Source organism: Bacteroides sp. RCH18 (genome assembly GCF_058231005.1).
Window position 1 is genome coordinate 2,740,034 of record NZ_JBIPTC010000001.1, and the last position, 16,101, is coordinate 2,756,134.

Annotated in this window: 11 protein-coding genes, 2 tRNA genes and 3 rRNA genes; all 16 read right to left on the reverse strand. The window is 43.1% G+C overall.

Features of this window, described 5'->3' with window-relative positions:
* Positions 1–85 precede the first annotated feature (85 nt).
* Complete coding sequence (locus ACHLI0_RS10925; protein WP_055221853.1) at positions 86–1,552, reverse strand: tetratricopeptide repeat protein; 1,467 nt, start codon at positions 1,550–1,552, stop codon at positions 86–88.
* A 21-nt stretch (positions 1,553–1,573) separates the two neighbouring features.
* Complete coding sequence (locus ACHLI0_RS10930; RefSeq protein ID WP_008763547.1) at positions 1,574–2,518, reverse strand: PstS family phosphate ABC transporter substrate-binding protein; 945 nt, start codon at positions 2,516–2,518, stop codon at positions 1,574–1,576.
* Positions 2,519–2,520: 2 nt separating this feature from the next.
* Positions 2,521–3,333, reverse strand: a complete 813-nt coding sequence (locus ACHLI0_RS10935; protein WP_234120801.1) for an energy transducer TonB — start codon at positions 3,331–3,333, stop codon at positions 2,521–2,523.
* Positions 3,334–3,359: 26 nt separating this feature from the next.
* A complete protein-coding gene (locus ACHLI0_RS10940; RefSeq protein WP_055221859.1) occupies positions 3,360–4,013 on the reverse strand; it encodes an ExbD/TolR family protein in 654 nt (217 codons plus the stop codon).
* A 15-nt stretch (positions 4,014–4,028) separates the two neighbouring features.
* On the reverse strand, positions 4,029–4,634 hold the full coding sequence (locus tag ACHLI0_RS10945) for an ExbD/TolR family protein (protein ID WP_008763544.1): 606 nt from the start codon (positions 4,632–4,634) through the stop codon (positions 4,029–4,031).
* A 29-nt stretch (positions 4,635–4,663) separates the two neighbouring features.
* Positions 4,664–5,461 carry a MotA/TolQ/ExbB proton channel family protein gene (locus tag ACHLI0_RS10950; RefSeq protein ID WP_008763543.1) on the reverse strand — a complete coding sequence of 266 codons (798 nt, stop codon included), beginning with the start codon at positions 5,459–5,461 and terminating at the stop codon, positions 4,664–4,666.
* Between the two features lie 151 nt (positions 5,462–5,612).
* Positions 5,613–6,056, reverse strand: a complete 444-nt coding sequence (locus tag ACHLI0_RS10955) for a DUF8440 family protein (protein ID WP_011108440.1) — start codon at positions 6,054–6,056, stop codon at positions 5,613–5,615.
* A gap of 322 nt (positions 6,057–6,378) precedes the next feature.
* Positions 6,379–6,489, reverse strand: a 5S ribosomal RNA gene (rrf, locus tag ACHLI0_RS10960).
* Positions 6,490–6,606: 117 nt separating this feature from the next.
* Positions 6,607–9,486, reverse strand: a 23S ribosomal RNA gene (locus ACHLI0_RS10965).
* 159 nt (positions 9,487–9,645) lie between these two features.
* Positions 9,646–9,722, reverse strand: a tRNA-Ala gene (locus tag ACHLI0_RS10970).
* 54 nt (positions 9,723–9,776) lie between these two features.
* Positions 9,777–9,850 (reverse strand) — tRNA-Ile (locus ACHLI0_RS10975).
* A 161-nt stretch (positions 9,851–10,011) separates the two neighbouring features.
* A 16S ribosomal RNA gene (locus ACHLI0_RS10980) occupies positions 10,012–11,540 on the reverse strand.
* Together the 16S, 23S and 5S rRNA genes with 2 tRNA genes alongside form the textbook arrangement of a ribosomal RNA operon.
* Positions 11,541–13,761: 2,221 nt before the next feature.
* Complete coding sequence (locus tag ACHLI0_RS10985; protein ID WP_490749168.1) at positions 13,762–14,487, reverse strand: hypothetical protein; 726 nt, start codon at positions 14,485–14,487, stop codon at positions 13,762–13,764.
* Between the two features lie 97 nt (positions 14,488–14,584).
* Positions 14,585–15,217 (reverse strand): outer membrane beta-barrel protein, encoded by a 633-nt coding sequence (locus ACHLI0_RS10990; protein ID WP_008762074.1) that lies wholly within the window; start codon positions 15,215–15,217, stop codon positions 14,585–14,587.
* Positions 15,218–15,239: 22 nt separating this feature from the next.
* Complete coding sequence (locus tag ACHLI0_RS10995) at positions 15,240–15,725, reverse strand: hypothetical protein (protein WP_008762073.1); 486 nt, start codon at positions 15,723–15,725, stop codon at positions 15,240–15,242.
* Between the two features lie 98 nt (positions 15,726–15,823).
* Positions 15,824–16,054, reverse strand: a complete 231-nt coding sequence (locus tag ACHLI0_RS11000; RefSeq protein ID WP_032814234.1) for a hypothetical protein — start codon at positions 16,052–16,054, stop codon at positions 15,824–15,826.
* Positions 16,055–16,101: the final 47 nt, after the last annotated feature.

Genomic DNA, 16,101 nt, shown 5'->3' on the forward strand with positions numbered 1-16,101 from the left:
AACAGCTAAACGTGACAATAAAAAAAAGGAGGAGCTAAGATCACTCTCCACTCCTCCTGTCACGACAAACAACTAAAATTATTCACTATTTGATGCCATCCAATGCCCTTTTAGCAGTAGCATTAGTGGAGTCTATAGCCAGAATTTTGCTCCAATACTCCTTAGATTTTTCTTTATTCGCCATTGCTTCCGCTTTCAGTGCCGGATTTTCAATAGCCAACAAGTAGTAATATCCAAGATAACTGTAGCACTCAATCAAAGCTGAATTGTAATGAGGATCATTCTTGCTTTCCAGCAGGGTGGCTACCTCCTCATAGAAAGGCTTCGCCAGTCCAAGAGTCGTTTCGGGGTCCAGTGCGGAATTGGCACGTGCCCTCCAAAAATTACCCAGGTAGCTGTCCGGTGCTGCTTCTGCGATGGAATGGAAAACAGAATCAGCGGCCATCAAAGCCTGCTTGCGCTCTTCAGCATTGATTGTCAGTGAATCAGTCTGCGTACCTGCACCATAATAAAGTCTGCCAAACTGGAATTGTAAATCCGGAGTCTGATGTTCCTTATCAAGAGATGCATAATATTTTTGGTATGCACTGATTGCTTTTTTATAATCATTCTTCTGTTCATAGGCAGAAGAGATATTTTTGTATAAGTCCGTCTTTGTCGGATCTAATTGTATGGCTTTCTCATATTGCTCTACAGCTTCATCATATTTTTTCAGAGCTTCGAGTAAATGCCCGTAATACATGTAATCAAGGTATGAATAATCAGCCTTGTCCGATTCGGTAAAGAAAGCATCCGCTGCCTTTATTGCTTCATCAAAGCGCTTCAGGTCTGTATAATTATACATTGCCAGGCGATTGAACGCCGCGTGACGCGCATTCTTTTTCAATCCCATATTCGCCACTTCAAGTGACTTCTCGAAGTCATGGTTCAGGAAGAGGGCAAATGCATATTTCACCAGATCCTCTTCTGTCGCTGTCGGTCCCATCGCAAAACGCGAATAAGCTTCGGCAGCTTTACTAAAATCATTCTTCAAATAATAGATTTCGGCAAGTTTCTTATCTACGGCTGTGTTGGACGGTTCCTGGGCTTTCAGCTGTTCCAGCTTTTCAATGGCCAGAGCAGCATTGGCTGATTTATAAATATCCGCATATCTCAGATATGCTTCTGTGCAACTCGGATCGAAATAGATAGCTTCTTCATATTTCTGAGATGCAAGACCGGCGTTTTTCTGCTCAAAGGCGATGTCTCCCTCCAGTACGGAGGCAAGAGCCGATTTGCCATTCACCTTTTTGGCAAGAGCAGCATACTCCTGTGCTTCCGGAAGTTTTCCGGCTTTCAGATATACCTCGCCGATAGCCACCAGAAGTTCCACATTCTTTTTATTCTTTCCTTTTATCAACTGTTCAGCGTCCTCATTGGCCTGAGCCGGATTCGTCTGAATGGTTTCTTTCAATTTTGCAACTCCTGCCTGCCATTCGGCATCAGATGATTGCGCATAGAGCGACCCAACTGCTATAAACGCTCCAGCTAAAAACATTTGTACTCTTTTCATGATAGTCTCTAATTTTAGTTATTATTCGTCTTTCACATGGACAATACGCACTGGCTGAGTAGCCGGAACAAGTCCAGATTTTAATATAATCCGCTGCCCTTTGTCGGATGTCATAAAAGAAGCGAATCCCCAAGGCAGCGCACTGCGAGGATCATTCAGTAATGCGTAAATGGGTCGTGCCAATGGATAGTTACCGTAATACAGGTAAGCCTGATAAGGCTTATAACTGTTAGCAGGAGTAGCTACATCCTCCGCACTCACTGCCATTACTCTGATTTCCTCGGTGAAAGAAAGGTTAGTGGTATCGCTGCGGTTGCCCAGCCAGTTCACACCAATGACTCCCATTGCGCCGGGATTCTCTGCTACATACTTTATCACCTGCTGATTGGTCTTCAAGGCACTGACATTGTCAGTAGCCAGTGGTTTTCCACCACAGATAGAATCCATTGTATAGCGTACGGTGCTGGAGTTTTTATTATCGAACACCACCTGAATACTCTTCAGGCGGGAGTTCGGATTTATATCCTTCCAGTCTTTCGCCTCACCAGTGAGGATGCGGCTGAAATCCCGTACGGTCAACAAAGAATCCGGATTGTCCCGGTTAACGATTAATGCCAGACCATCTGTAGCCAGCTTAATCTCGCGGGGAAAGAACTTGCGGCTGTGAAAGGAATTCATTTCTTCCTCAGTCAATGTCCGGGTTGCAATAGCCAACCGGACACTGTCTTTCAGAAGTAAATTAATAGCCTCGACTTCCGTCGTGTAGCGAGGAACAATTCCGGCCAAAGGATACAGACTTTCAAACACATCTATCTCTTCCTGTATAATAGGCTCAAAACTTTCATCCGCCGCAATAGATATCACCCCAGACGAATACGTATCCGTCGGTCCATCCGATTTGGAACGGCAAGCACTCAACACCGCCAACAAAACGATTCCTACCAGCCAAAATTGTCTCTTCATCATTCTTACTGTAATCTAAACATTACCGGAACGGTGAATTTCACACGTACCGCTTTACCATTTTGTTTACCAGGAATCCATTTCGGCATACTTTGTACCACACGCACGGCTTCTTTATCCAAGTATGGATCTACACCACGAGCTACGTGCACATCGGTGATAGTACCGTCACGTTCTACCACAAACTGGATAATAACGCGACCTTGTGTTCCATTCTCCTGTGCAATTGTCGGATACTTGATATTTTTTCCAAGGTATGACATCAATTCCTGCTGTCCACCGGGGAAAGTCGGCATCTGTTCTACCATATCAAATACTTTTTCAGGTTCTGCAGCCTGTGTCACCACTTGCTTCAGGTCAGCAATATCAGCTCCGTTGGCTTCATCATTACCTTTTACGTCGGCAATGGAGATTGCTACTCTGGTAGAAGTCAATTCTTCCTGACTCTTGATCTCATCGTCTTCGTGCACCTCTTCATCTTTCTTGATGACAGGGGCAGTAAACTTAATAGAACTCTTCAATGCAGGAGGGGGAGGTGCAACCGGTTCTACCCGTTTCATCTCTTCCTGTTTGATTTCCGGTTCTGCCAATTTCGACAAAGTTGTAACCTCTGTCATTACTTCCTTTTGCTCCGGGGTCGCCAACTTAAGCAGCGTAGGGATAGTAAATCCAACGATTGCTATCGCCACCACAATCAGCATTGCAATAGTATGCCGTCTGGGTGAATTGGCACGCATTCTATATGCACCGTACGCTTGATTCTTGCCTTCAAAAATCAGCTGACACCATTCCGAAGAAGCTAAATCTAATTTTGCCATTTTACTTTCTTTTTTTAGGTGTTACATCATTTATCGGCCAAGTTCTGTGACAGTTCTCCCTTAGCATCATAATTCTTAATCAGGAATTCATCGGCTTCGGCAATATCCGTTATCACATATTTACCTATATTACATATCTGCATCTCGTCCAATGCATCAATCAGATTCATATAAGAAGCATCATCCGTCGCCTTGATAATGACGGTCGGCGTATCTTTTCCGCTTTTTATTTCGGAAACCTTCTTTTTGTATTCGTCATCTGTTATCTTCAGATCGAGCTTCTGTTGTTTCAAAGCTCTTACCTGATTGACAGCTGCAGCATTTTTCTGAAGAAGTACGGCACGTAGCCCGTTTGCCCCGTAACTAGTCTCTTTCAATGAGGTGTAATCCTTGTAGTTAGGCTCTCCCTCATAGTAATAGAGCTTGTTATCGGCTCCCAGCAATAATGTAATTGCCTGAGAGGCTTTCACCATACTCTTTTGCTGTTCAGTTATATCTTTGTCATTGCTCGGCATGCTTATTTCCATCGTCTGAGGCTTGCTCAGCGTGGTACAAAGCATAAAGAAAGTAATCAGCAACATGTTCATATCCACCATCGGGGTAAAGTCTACCCGGACAGTCATTTTCTTCTGCTTGCCTTTTCCTCTTTTTCCGCTGCTCTCTTGTACTTCAGCACTCATTGTCTTTCCTCCCTTTTAATTTTCAGATTCTGCTTTGAGAGAAGTAATCAGATTGTACCGATTTTCCCGCAAATCCTGAAGTGAGTTCATTACGTTCTTTATCACTGAGTATGGAGTTGAAGCGTCCGCTTTAATAGCAATTCGCAGATCAGCATTGGCGGCACGTGCATTACGCACCCACGACTTGAACTGATTATCGGTACTATCACAAGGAATTCCTTCATTCTTCAGAATTTTGTCCCGTTGATCTTCCGGGAGGTCAAGGAATTTCTGCATACTTCTGATAGGCACTCCAAACGTAGAAGCCACTGTGAACCTCTTTGCCTGTTCCGGAGTGAACTTGATGCCATACTCTTCACCCATACTCTCCAAGACAGCCTGCATATCCTGCTGCTTGTCGAGGCTCATAAATATTTTTCCTTCCTGGTCAACCAGAATCTGGAGTACATCTGTCTCCGGAATCTTGATTTCCGATACGGAGGCTGGAGTGGTAACCTGCACCGGTTCCTTCTTCACAAATGTTGATGTCAACATAAAGAAAGTCAGAAGCAATACAGTTACGTCACTCATAGCGGTCATATCTATGAACGTATCTTTCTTTTTAATTTTCGCTCTACCCATGATTAATAGATTTTAAAGGGTTCGCCAAATTAATGAGTAGCTGCAAAAGTCTGCACGATAGAGAATCCGACTTCGTCGAGTCCGTAAGTCAATTTGTCAATTTTGTTAGTGAAGTAGTTGTAAGAAATAACAGCCAGCGCACCTGTCAAGATACCGAAAGCCGTATTGATCAAGGCTTCAGAGATACCTTGTGACAAAGCCATAGAGTCGGCACCACCACCGGCGGACAATGCGGCAAATGAACGGATCATACCGATTACAGTACCGAGCAATCCCATCAATGTACCCAAAGTAGTAATTGTAGCGATAATCGGAAGATTCTGTTGCATCATAGGCATTTCCAGAGCAGTTGCTTCTTCCAGTTCTTTCTGGATAGCCAGCAGCTTTTGTTCTTTAGGCAAAGCAGTGTTCTTTTCCATTTCTTCATACTTGCGCAAAGTAGCAGTAACTACATTGGCAACAGAACCGCGTTGTTTGTCACAAATCTCTTGTGCTTTCTTAAGGTCACCGGCAGCCAGAGCTTCTTTGATGTTAGCTACAAATTTAGCCAACGAGCCTTTACCGAAAGCAGAACGAAGAGCAAAAAAGCGTTCAATACTCAAAGCGAGTACAGTTAACAACAGTGTCTGAATAACAGGCACAATCACACCACCTTTGTAAATGGTACCCAACATGTTCAATGGATGGTTGTTAGGGTCATTGTTCATAAAGTTAGACGGATTTCCCAACAGGAACTGAAAAATACACACTGCTACAATGAAACAGCAGATGATTACGATACCGGCATTCTTTATACCTACAATCTGAGACTTTTTAGTAGTTTCCATAATAAGTTTTTTGTTAAGATATTAATTTTAGTTATTTAGAAAATTTTCAAATGATTAGATACACTGCGCTATAGACCCTGTGACTTTTCAAGAATGAAAGTCACACAGCTTCATACAGGGTACGAAAAAGTAAATAAGATGGGATAAGTAATTAAATAAGGATACGTCTTAGAGCGAACACGTAGTAGTCGCTGCAGATAATGGAGTAATGTGGATCCTTATCCGAATAATAGGATTTACTTTGATCTAATACAAGTGAGTTTTCTCTTAACAAGAAGAACTTATACATAACGTCTTTAAAGAAATCATTGGATTCAATGATTCTACGCAGACGATAATTATTAGAAGATGTTTCTGTAACTGATTTAAAGCCTAATTCTACGTCAGAAATAGACAAAGACTGGGATGATCTGTCATACCCCAGCGAACGAGTCTTAAATGAAGAATTAGAATTCGTATCGGAAGTTGATTCAGACAACTGACAAGAGCATTCGCTCTGAGAAATACATGAAGTGATATTCATAGCATTTCCACCTATGCTATATGATAGCATCAGCAGAACAATCGCTAATATGAATCTCACAGAACCTTTCATGATATTTATTTTAGTTGTTTATATCGAATTCTCGTATTTCGGCGACAAATGTAGCAATTAAATATATCCGTTTGTCGTTATTCACATCATTTAAGCATAAAAGTTTAACTCTATTATTGAAACAACGTACAAAGTGTTTTGTTCTCGCAGTTTGTGATTTTATGTGTTAAAAGTAGTTAGGCGTACATACGTTTTAAAGAGTCCGCCAAGTTTAATAATTGAGGGAAATATGTATAACCAAGAAAGCCCTCCAGTCTTAAATTCCGAAAGTATCCAAAACAAGAAAGCCCTTCGGGTATTTCTACCAGAAGGGCTTCTCTAAAAATGGCGGCTACCTACTCTCCCACTGTTACGCAGTACCATCGGCGTGACGAGGCTTAACTTCTCTGTTCGGAATGGGAAGAGGTGGAACCCTCGTGCTATAACCACCTGAATAAATTCAATAAGGTTATGACATGATGAAAAGTAAAACTTAAGTAAGATATCAGAGTCAAATGAATGAACTTACTGATACGCTCGCTAAACGTATATATCGCGATCCGCACCGTCCGAAAGAAAGTGAACGGGCAATTAGTAATGCTCGGCTTTGATGTTACCACCTTTACACCTGCATCCTATCAACGTCATCGTCTTTAACGACCCTAAGAAATCTAATCTTGTGGCTGGCTTCGTACTTAGATGCTTTCAGCACTTATCCAATCCCGACTTAGATACCCAGCAATGCACCTGGCGGCACAACTGGTAAACCAGCGGTCAGTCCAACACGGTCCTCTCGTACTAGTGTCAGAGCCACGCAAATTTCATACGCCCACGATAGATAGAGACCGAACTGTCTCACGACGTTCTGAACCCAGCTCGCGTGCCACTTTAATGGGCGAACAGCCCAACCCTTGGGACCTTCTCCAGCCCCAGGATGTGACGAGCCGACATCGAGGTGCCAAACCCCTCCGTCGATATGAGCTCTTGGGAGGGATCAGCCTGTTATCCCCGGAGTACCTTTTATCCTTTGAGCGATGTCCCTTCCATACGGAAACACCGGATCACTATGCTCTAGTTTCCTACCTGATCGACTTGTTAGTCTCCCAGTCAAGCGCCCTTATGCCATTACACTCTACGGACGGTTACCAATCGTCCTGAGGGCACCTTTAGAAGCCTCCGTTACTATTTTGGAGGCGACCACCCCAGTCAAACTACCCACCAAACAGTGTCCTCGCAACTACGAGTTAGAACTCAAATAATCAAAGGGCCGTATTTCAACAGCGACTCCACAAATACTGGCGTACCTGCTTCGAAGTCTCCGGCCTATCCTACACATCAATTACCCAAATTCAATGTTAAGCTATAGTAAAGGTTCACGGGGTCTTTTCGTCCCATCGCGGGTAATCGGCATCTTCACCGATACTACAATTTCACTGAGCTCACGGTTGAGACAGTGTCCAGATCATTACACCATTCGTGCAGGTCGGAACTTACCCGACAAGGAATTTCGCTACCTTAGGACCGTTATAGTTACGGCCGCCGTTTACTGGGGCTTCAATTCAATGCTTCTCTTGCGATGACATCTCCTCTTAACCTTCCAGCACCGGGCAGGTGTCAGGCTGTATACGTAATCTTTCAATTTGGCACAGCCCTGTGTTTTTGTTAAACAGTTGCCTGGACCTATTCTCTGCGCCCAACTCTCGTTGGGACCCTTTATCCCGAAGTTACAGGGTCAATTTGCCTAGTTCCTTAACCGTGAATCACTCAAGCGCCTTAGTATATTCAACCCGACTACGTGTGTCCGTTTGCGGTACGGGTACCTTAAGGATTAAGTTTAGCGGATTTTCTTGGGAGTATGCTTACACGCACTATTGGATTGTTCCGAAGAACGCTCCATACTATCAGGTTCGACTCTCATCCCGGATTTGCCTGGGATGATCAACATCTACACCCTTCAACGGACTATTCCGTCAGTCCGCGGCGCTGTCACTGCTCCGTCTCCACGTCACTCCTTAAGGTAGTACAGGAATATTAACCTGTTCTGCCATCGGCCTCACCGTTCGGCTGAGCCTTAGGACCCGACTAACCCTGATCCGATTAGCGTTGATCAGGAAACCTTAGTCTTTCGGCGAGGGGGTTTCTCACCCCCTTTATCGTTACTTATACCTACATTTGCTTTTCCACACGCTCCAGCAAAGCTCACGCTTCACCTTCGACGCAGAGTGGAATGCTCCCCTACCGATCATTACTGATCCCATAGCTTCGGTAAAACACTTAATGCCCGATTATTATCCACGCCAAACTCCTCGACTAGTGAGCTGTTACGCACTCTTTAAATGAATGGCTGCTTCCAAGCCAACATCCTAGCTGTCTTAGCAATCTGACTTCGTTAGTTCAACTTAGTGTTTATTTGGGGACCTTAGCTGATGGTCTGGATTCTTCTCCTTTAGGACATGGACCTTAGCACCCATGCCCTCACTCCTGTGATAGAACTAATGCGCATTCGGAGTTTATCAAGACTTGATAGGCGGTGAAGCCCTCGCATCTTATCAGTCGCTCTACCTCACATTAGTAACTCACAAGGCTGCACCTAAATGCATTTCGGGGAGTACGAGCTATCTCCAAGTTTGATTAGCCTTTCACCCCCACCCTCAGTTCATCCGGAAGCTTTTCAACGCTTATCGGTTCGGTCCTCCAGTTAGTGTTACCTAACCTTCAACCTGACCAAGGGTAGATCACTTGGTTTCGCGTCTACTCCTTCCGACTCGACGCCCTATTCAGACTCGCTTTCGCTTCGGCTGCACATCTCAAGATGCTTAACCTTGCCGGAAAAAGTAACTCGTAGGTTCATTATGCAAAAGGCACGCCGTCACTGCTTACACAGCTCCGACCGCTTGTAGGCGCACGGTTTCAGGGACTATTTCACTCTTCTATTCGAAGTGCTTTTCACCTTTCCTTCACAGTACTGGTTCGCTATCGGTCTCTCGGGAGTATTTAGCCTTACCGGATGGTCCCGGCAGATTCACGCAAGATTTCTCGTGTCCCGCGCTACTCAGGATACCACTACGCTTAATTTGACTTCGTATACCGGACTATCACCGTCTATGGTTCAACTTTCCAGAGGATTCTACTCATCAAATGTCTTGCGACATCGTGGTCCTACAACCCCACACATGCCGTAACATGGGTGGTTTGGGCTATTCCCCGTTCGCTCGCCACTACTAGGGGAATCATTATTATTTTCTTTTCCTACAGGTACTAAGATGTTTCAGTTCCCTGCGTTAGCTTCCATCTAAGATGGATGACATTCCTTCAGAATGCCGGGTTGTCCCATTCGGAAATCTCTGGATCAAAGGTTATTTGCACCTACCCAGAGCTTATCGCAGCTTATCACGTCCTTCATCGCCTCCGAGAGCCAAGGCATCCGCCATGCGCCCTTGCTTACTTTCTTTCAAACTTACTTTTAAGTATCAGGTATTAAGTATCAGGTATTAAACCGGAGTACTTAATATCGCGGTACTTAAAACGTACGGTTCGATATATACTTTTAGCTCTTTACTAAATTTTACTTTTTGTACATCATGTCAAAGATCGTTTCTCTTTTCAGAGATGGTGGAGAATAACGGATTCGAACCGTTGACCCTCTGCGTGCAAGGCAGATGCTCTAGCCAGCTGAGCTAATCCCCCAAGAGTAATTGAACATTCCAACACTGTATTGGCAACGACAATTTTTGTTCGGAGTAGTCCCAGGCAGAGTTGAACTGCCGACCTCTACATTATCAGTGTAGCGCTCTAACCAACTGAGCTATAGGACTAGTTCAACCTTGTCTACCTGATGTTAGACTCGGCTTCTTTCTTTTCTCTTGTTTATCTCTATCTATACTTCTATAGATGGTTGATCTATATGTTATAAATAAACAAGTACCAGTAGTACAATAATAGAACCTATGAAATCGTTGTAACGACATCGCTCCAGAAAGGAGGTGTTCCAGCCGCACCTTCCGGTACGGCTACCTTGTTACGACTTAGCCCCAATTACCAGTTTTACCCTAGGACGCTCCTTGCGGTTACGTACTTCAGGTACCCCCGGCTTTCATGGCTTGACGGGCGGTGTGTACAAGGCCCGGGAACGTATTCACCGCGCCATGGCTGATGCGCGATTACTAGCGAATCCAGCTTCACGAAGTCGGGTTGCAGACTTCGATCCGAACTGAGAGAGGCTTTTGGGATTAGCATCCTGTCACCAGGTAGCTGCCTTCTGTACCCCCCATTGTAACACGTGTGTAGCCCCGGACGTAAGGGCCGTGCTGATTTGACGTCATCCCCACCTTCCTCACATCTTACGACGGCAGTCTCTCTAGAGTCCTCAGCATGACCTGTTAGTAACTAAAGATAAGGGTTGCGCTCGTTATGGCACTTAAGCCGACACCTCACGGCACGAGCTGACGACAACCATGCAGCACCTTCACAAATGCCTTGCGGCTAACCTGTTTCCAGATTATTCATTTGCAATTTAAGCCCGGGTAAGGTTCCTCGCGTATCATCGAATTAAACCACATGTTCCTCCGCTTGTGCGGGCCCCCGTCAATTCCTTTGAGTTTCACCGTTGCCGGCGTACTCCCCAGGTGGAATACTTAATGCTTTCGCTTGGCCGCTTACTGTATATCGCAAACAGCGAGTATTCATCGTTTACTGTGTGGACTACCAGGGTATCTAATCCTGTTTGATACCCACACTTTCGAGCATCAGTGTCAGTTGCAGTCCAGTGAGCTGCCTTCGCAATCGGAGTTCTTCGTGATATCTAAGCATTTCACCGCTACACCACGAATTCCGCCCACCTCTACTGTACTCAAGACAGCCAGTATCAACTGCAATTTTACGGTTGAGCCGCAAACTTTCACAACTGACTTAACTATCCACCTACGCTCCCTTTAAACCCAATAAATCCGGATAACGCTCGGATCCTCCGTATTACCGCGGCTGCTGGCACGGAGTTAGCCGATCCTTATTCATATGGTACATACAAAATTCCACACGTGGAAAACTTTATTCCCATATAAAAGAAGTTTACAACCCATAGGGCAGTCATCCTTCACGCTACTTGGCTGGTTCAGACTCTCGTCCATTGACCAATATTCCTCACTGCTGCCTCCCGTAGGAGTTTGGACCGTGTCTCAGTTCCAATGTGGGGGACCTTCCTCTCAGAACCCCTATCCATCGAAGGTTTGGTGAGCCGTTACCTCACCAACTGCCTAATGGAACGCATCCCCATCGATAACCGAAATTCTTTAATAAAAAAACCATGCGGTTCTATTATGCCATCGGGTATTAATCTTTCTTTCGAAAGGCTATCCCCGAGTTATCGGCAGGTTGGATACGTGTTACTCACCCGTGCGCCGGTCGCCATCTTCAGTTTGCAAGCAAACTGAAATGCTGCCCCTCGACTTGCATGTGTTAAGCCTGTAGCTAGCGTTCATCCTGAGCCAGGATCAAACTCTTCATTGTAAAAGTATTTTAATCAGCATTACTGCTGTTTTTTGCTCTGTTCAGGATGCCGTACAATTTATTGACTTCATTAATACCTTGCGTCTCACACATATTACTATATATAAGACAAGTATTGACGGTTCTATTTTTTTCTTGTACTACTTGTATTGTTTATCAATATTTCAAAGAACATTTTGCTTTCGTTTTAAAAGCGGGTACAAAGGTAAGAGGTTTTATTTTAACTACCAAATATTTCGGAAGTTTTTTTTCGTTTTTCTTTTTCTATCGTTTCTCAGACTCTCTTAGCGAAAGGGAAAGAAGGTAAAGAAGAAAAGCGTAACACCTTTTCTTTGCGAATCGGACTGCAAAGATAAGAACTTTAAGCATTATCTTCCAAACTTTATCGGAAGTTTTTTTGTTCTTATGTTTAAGCAGACCCTTGCTTTTACACTAATTCAATTTATCAAGGCTTTCTTCTCTTGGAAAGCGGGTGCAAAAGTAGCCCCTTTTCAAATATGCTCCAAACTTAAATCACTCTTTTTTTGAATTATTTTTGAAAAGACTCGCTAAAGTGTTGAATCATAAGGATATTGTAGAACATATTTTTCTCGGATACAGGAGGAACAGAGGAAAGGCATGCACATTATTATATTCATACGCGCGTTAGAAGGGCGAGCGCGGGTAGATGCACCAGGGAAATGAAGAGGAAGTAGGGGGAAGAACAAAGTTTGAAAAAGAAAAAACTATGCCATCCGCAACAATTGGATTAACATTCTTATGGGGACTGACTAAAAAGTCGGGTCTACCTCTATTGGGGCTGACTAAAAAGTCAATTCTATCTTAAATCTCCTCCTTCCAGAAGGAGGAGTACCCGTAGGGGGAGGTGGTAGGTGAATACATAATCCTTTCATTTACAAAGAAATAGGAACAAACATTATTTATCCTACCACCTCGGTCTGCGACCACTCCTCCTTCCAGAAGGAGGAGAATGGAGATACTACCGACTTTTCAGTCAACCCCTACTCACGTGTCAGCCAAGCTCTCTATGAAAATAAAAAACTATAATTTGCTGTCATCTGTCACGTTGTCGGGGATAATAATTTGAATATGAGTGATTAATGAGGTGACGGCAGTAGGTGATGGCAGTGTGACGGCAAATTTTGCTGTCACACTGCCTTGTTTTCAATGGTTACTTATGGGCTGTTGGTTGGTCTATACAGAGCTTTTTAGTTTCTCCCGTTTGAAACTTTTGTTTCTCCTGCTTGGAACTAAAGTTTCATCGGCTTGGAACTAAAGTTTCAAAGCCGTGAAAACAAGGTTTCGGACGCTTGAAAACAGTGCTTCAAGCGTAGGGAATGAGTGAAACAAGGCAGGAACTGATGCCTTACTTATATGATTCAATTAACTTGACCGCACCAACTGTTCGATTAACCTGCTCTTCCAAGAAACAATAAATCACTTATCACTCAAAAACAGCTGAGTTATCAACCATTAAAGACTGATTTCTCAATTATTAATGTCTGAAACATCAATCGTTAATAATTGATACCTCAGATATTAACACACTGTAAATCAAATGACAATATCAAACAAATGACAGATAATGATACATGGAAGAGTGAGAGCAAACACTTGCTCTCACTCTGCTACCATTGGATCTCTAACTACTAAAACATCGATGAATAAAGGGATACAGACGAATTGTTAGAGCATGAGGGCAAAACGGATATCAAATCACTGTGGAGCGTAAAGAGAATAAAGCAAAATGTATGTTCATTTCAAATAGAACCTTTGTTTATCTCAAATATAAGTTCCGCTTTAAGATAAACAAAGATTCAATGCGCACAAATATATAATAACAAAACATCGAAAGTAAGTCCCAAATACCCAACACTTTTATTATCCTTTCAACTAGTAATAGCAGGCTTAGAAACTGCATATATTCCTATAAATGATACAGGAATATTATCATCAAAGGAAAAAAGATAATAAGCTTATTATTAAAATTTTAAATTTAACAACAGGAAGTATTACTAAAACAATCGACATTGGCAGCAAATTACAACTCCCCAAGTTCAAGTTCATCATAAGGGCGATAGAATTTCTAGTAAATCCTCACTGCTTATCAGATCATTTTATCACACACACTCTGCCTTCCTCTTACCAAAGACATACACAATAGCCGATCAATAGAGAGATGATAAGACACGAGAAGCAATTTCGGGATTACTTCTTTTCTTTATTTTATAATCGTTTCCACGCACCCGTTTTTGAAAAAAAGATAGAAAGAGCTGGAATACATCCATTGCACTTCACCATTTGATTCTGAGATTGTTTGCGGTTTGCCAAAAGCCAGCAGGCATTCATCTTCCGTCATCCCCTTTACCGGTTTACCGATATTTATTTCATTCCAATGGGTGATAGGAGAAAGCTGTTTGGTGCTGACAAAATCAAACAGTTTGTTCAGCATCTGCGATTCTATTTGCACAAAGTCATCCATAGTTTCCTTGTGAGAAGGCTTCTTCTCAGGTTGTAGTTTTTCCATCGGAGTGACTTTCTTCATTATAACCACCGATGATTCTATCTGAATATTGGAAAGATAATAGACCAGCTTCCCATCTTTTACCTGAAATTGGGCCGTACAATAGTACGTATTCTTTTGTTTGGCATCCGCTTGGGAAGTAAGCACCAAGTTACAACTAAAACTCTTGGCAGGAACGCTCACTTCTGTTATTCCGTCACGCTGTGCAGGGCAAACATTTTTAATAGTCCACAACAGAGTATTAGCATAAATACTTTCATCGTTCATCGAACTGAAAGGAATAAATCCGTTGACTACATATTTGCTGCCGTCCGCACTGAGCGGATAAGTATTCTTTTGTTCAGTAAAAGTTTGTGCAATCAAAGAGGGCAGTACTCCACCCAATAATAATACAATTACCCAAAGTCTCAGTCTTGTTATCATACGTCGCTATGTTTAAGAAAACAGCATTCACGTCTTTTCCATCAAAAGAAAAAGAGCGCAAATGCTGAAATTTATATGATTAAAATATGTGTCTCAATTAGAAAGCAATACCCAGACGGATCATAAAGTTACTAGTCTTGATTCCATCGAGATCGGAAAATACATCAATGAATCCACGCTGATAAGTGAAATCCAGATTGAAACGGTCATACCACAGTCCTACGCCAATATTCATACCAGCATCGAAATGATTGTAATCCACTTCCAGATAATCTGCAAAATCTCCCCAGCTGATGCTTTCACCACTTTCTTTCATTTTGCTGGTATAGTCATAACTGGCAAAAACACCCAGATGCGGATCGATGCTAAGATTGTCCGCTACTCCAATTTTCCATCCGAAAGTGAACGGTGAATATTGAATATTGTGTGCGATACATTTCATTTCATCGGCTTTAAACCCACGGGAACCGAGGCCGAATTCCATTCCCCAATATGCTCCGGCACCGCCCATAGGCTTTTGATAGCCGAATGTAGCATTGTAGCCAATGTTTGAATCCGCTTCAACTCCGTCACCGTTGAGGTTCATGATGTTCAGGCCTGCACGCAGGAACCATTGTGTGTTACTCGCTTGCTTTTGAGTCTTGACGATTGCACTTCTGGATGATACAATCTGTGCCTGTGTTCCTACGCACAACAAAAGCGCAGCAACAATTGATAATACTTTTTTCATTATTGTCTATGTTTTTTGGTTATTAATTCTTGTTCTTTATGACAGGTGCTATTTTGGTTCTATCATCGGCACCCGAAAGTTTCTGGATACGTATCCATTCGTAATCTTCTGTCGTGGCAGTATGCCAGTTGGTGAACACGCCCGGATAACCTACGACCGTAACCGTATATCCTCCCGACTTTTCATCATCCTCTATTTTAAAAGTGGCTCCCATGATCACATCACAATCGTTCTTGATAGTGGACAAATAAGTTCCCCATGCACGGATGTTATCAAGCTCACCTTTCATGGCAACTTCCACCTCTTCTCTGCTCAGTGTCCATACATCCTTTATTCGTCCTTTCTCTTCAAGAATTTTCACCTCTACAACTGTAGGCTTTACACAAACTTCGGTTACTGCATCTCCGGCACGTGCCTGCGCATCACGAAACTTAAAGACAGTCTTTTGCGCATACGTCCCAATGACACAACCGAAAACCAGCATCATAATTAGAATCAGCTTTTTCATATTCTTTTGTGATTTTATGTTAATATGCCGCAAAGGTATGCGAAAGGAGTATACCAGCAGGAGAAATCATAGTTCCGGATAGGATACAGAAATGTATCTTATTTGGATACACATGAAGAAGTACCGATACGGATGTTATCGGATAAATCGCGGAAGAAATCATGATCGAGTATGCACGAAATGCGCCAAAGAAGATGGATGTCGATATTTTCCTTCTTGAATATCTTGTATATATTGGGACGTGTACAGCATAACTGTCCGGCGAACCAGGTAACTGTGCGTCCCTGTTCGTGAAGCGTACGTTCGATAAGCTGTCCCGCATGAATCATGCCCAATCTTCCTATGAGTGCCCCCCTGACTCCCACCGGGTAAACGG

What these genes read in the sequence shown, in the direction of transcription:
- ACHLI0_RS10925 (WP_055221853.1), bottom strand. Translation starts at nt 1,552, where the DNA reads ATGAAAAGAGTACAAATGTTTTTAGCTGGAGCGTTTATAGCAGTTGGG.
- ACHLI0_RS10930 (WP_008763547.1), bottom strand. Translation starts at nt 2,518, where the DNA reads ATGATGAAGAGACAATTTTGGCTGGTAGGAATCGTTTTGTTGGCGGTG.
- ACHLI0_RS10935 (WP_234120801.1), bottom strand. Translation starts at nt 3,333, where the DNA reads ATGGCAAAATTAGATTTAGCTTCTTCGGAATGGTGTCAGCTGATTTTT.
- ACHLI0_RS10940 (WP_055221859.1), bottom strand. Translation starts at nt 4,013, where the DNA reads ATGAGTGCTGAAGTACAAGAGAGCAGCGGAAAAAGAGGAAAAGGCAAG.
- ACHLI0_RS10945 (WP_008763544.1), bottom strand. Translation starts at nt 4,634, where the DNA reads ATGGGTAGAGCGAAAATTAAAAAGAAAGATACGTTCATAGATATGACC.
- ACHLI0_RS10950 (WP_008763543.1), bottom strand. Translation starts at nt 5,461, where the DNA reads ATGGAAACTACTAAAAAGTCTCAGATTGTAGGTATAAAGAATGCCGGT.
- ACHLI0_RS10955 (WP_011108440.1), bottom strand. Translation starts at nt 6,056, where the DNA reads ATGAAAGGTTCTGTGAGATTCATATTAGCGATTGTTCTGCTGATGCTA.
- ACHLI0_RS10985 (WP_490749168.1), bottom strand. Translation starts at nt 14,487, where the DNA reads ATGATAACAAGACTGAGACTTTGGGTAATTGTATTATTATTGGGTGGA.
- ACHLI0_RS10990 (WP_008762074.1), bottom strand. Translation starts at nt 15,217, where the DNA reads ATGAAAAAAGTATTATCAATTGTTGCTGCGCTTTTGTTGTGCGTAGGA.
- ACHLI0_RS10995 (WP_008762073.1), bottom strand. Translation starts at nt 15,725, where the DNA reads ATGAAAAAGCTGATTCTAATTATGATGCTGGTTTTCGGTTGTGTCATT.
- ACHLI0_RS11000 (WP_032814234.1), bottom strand. Translation starts at nt 16,054, where the DNA reads ATGATTCATGCGGGACAGCTTATCGAACGTACGCTTCACGAACAGGGA.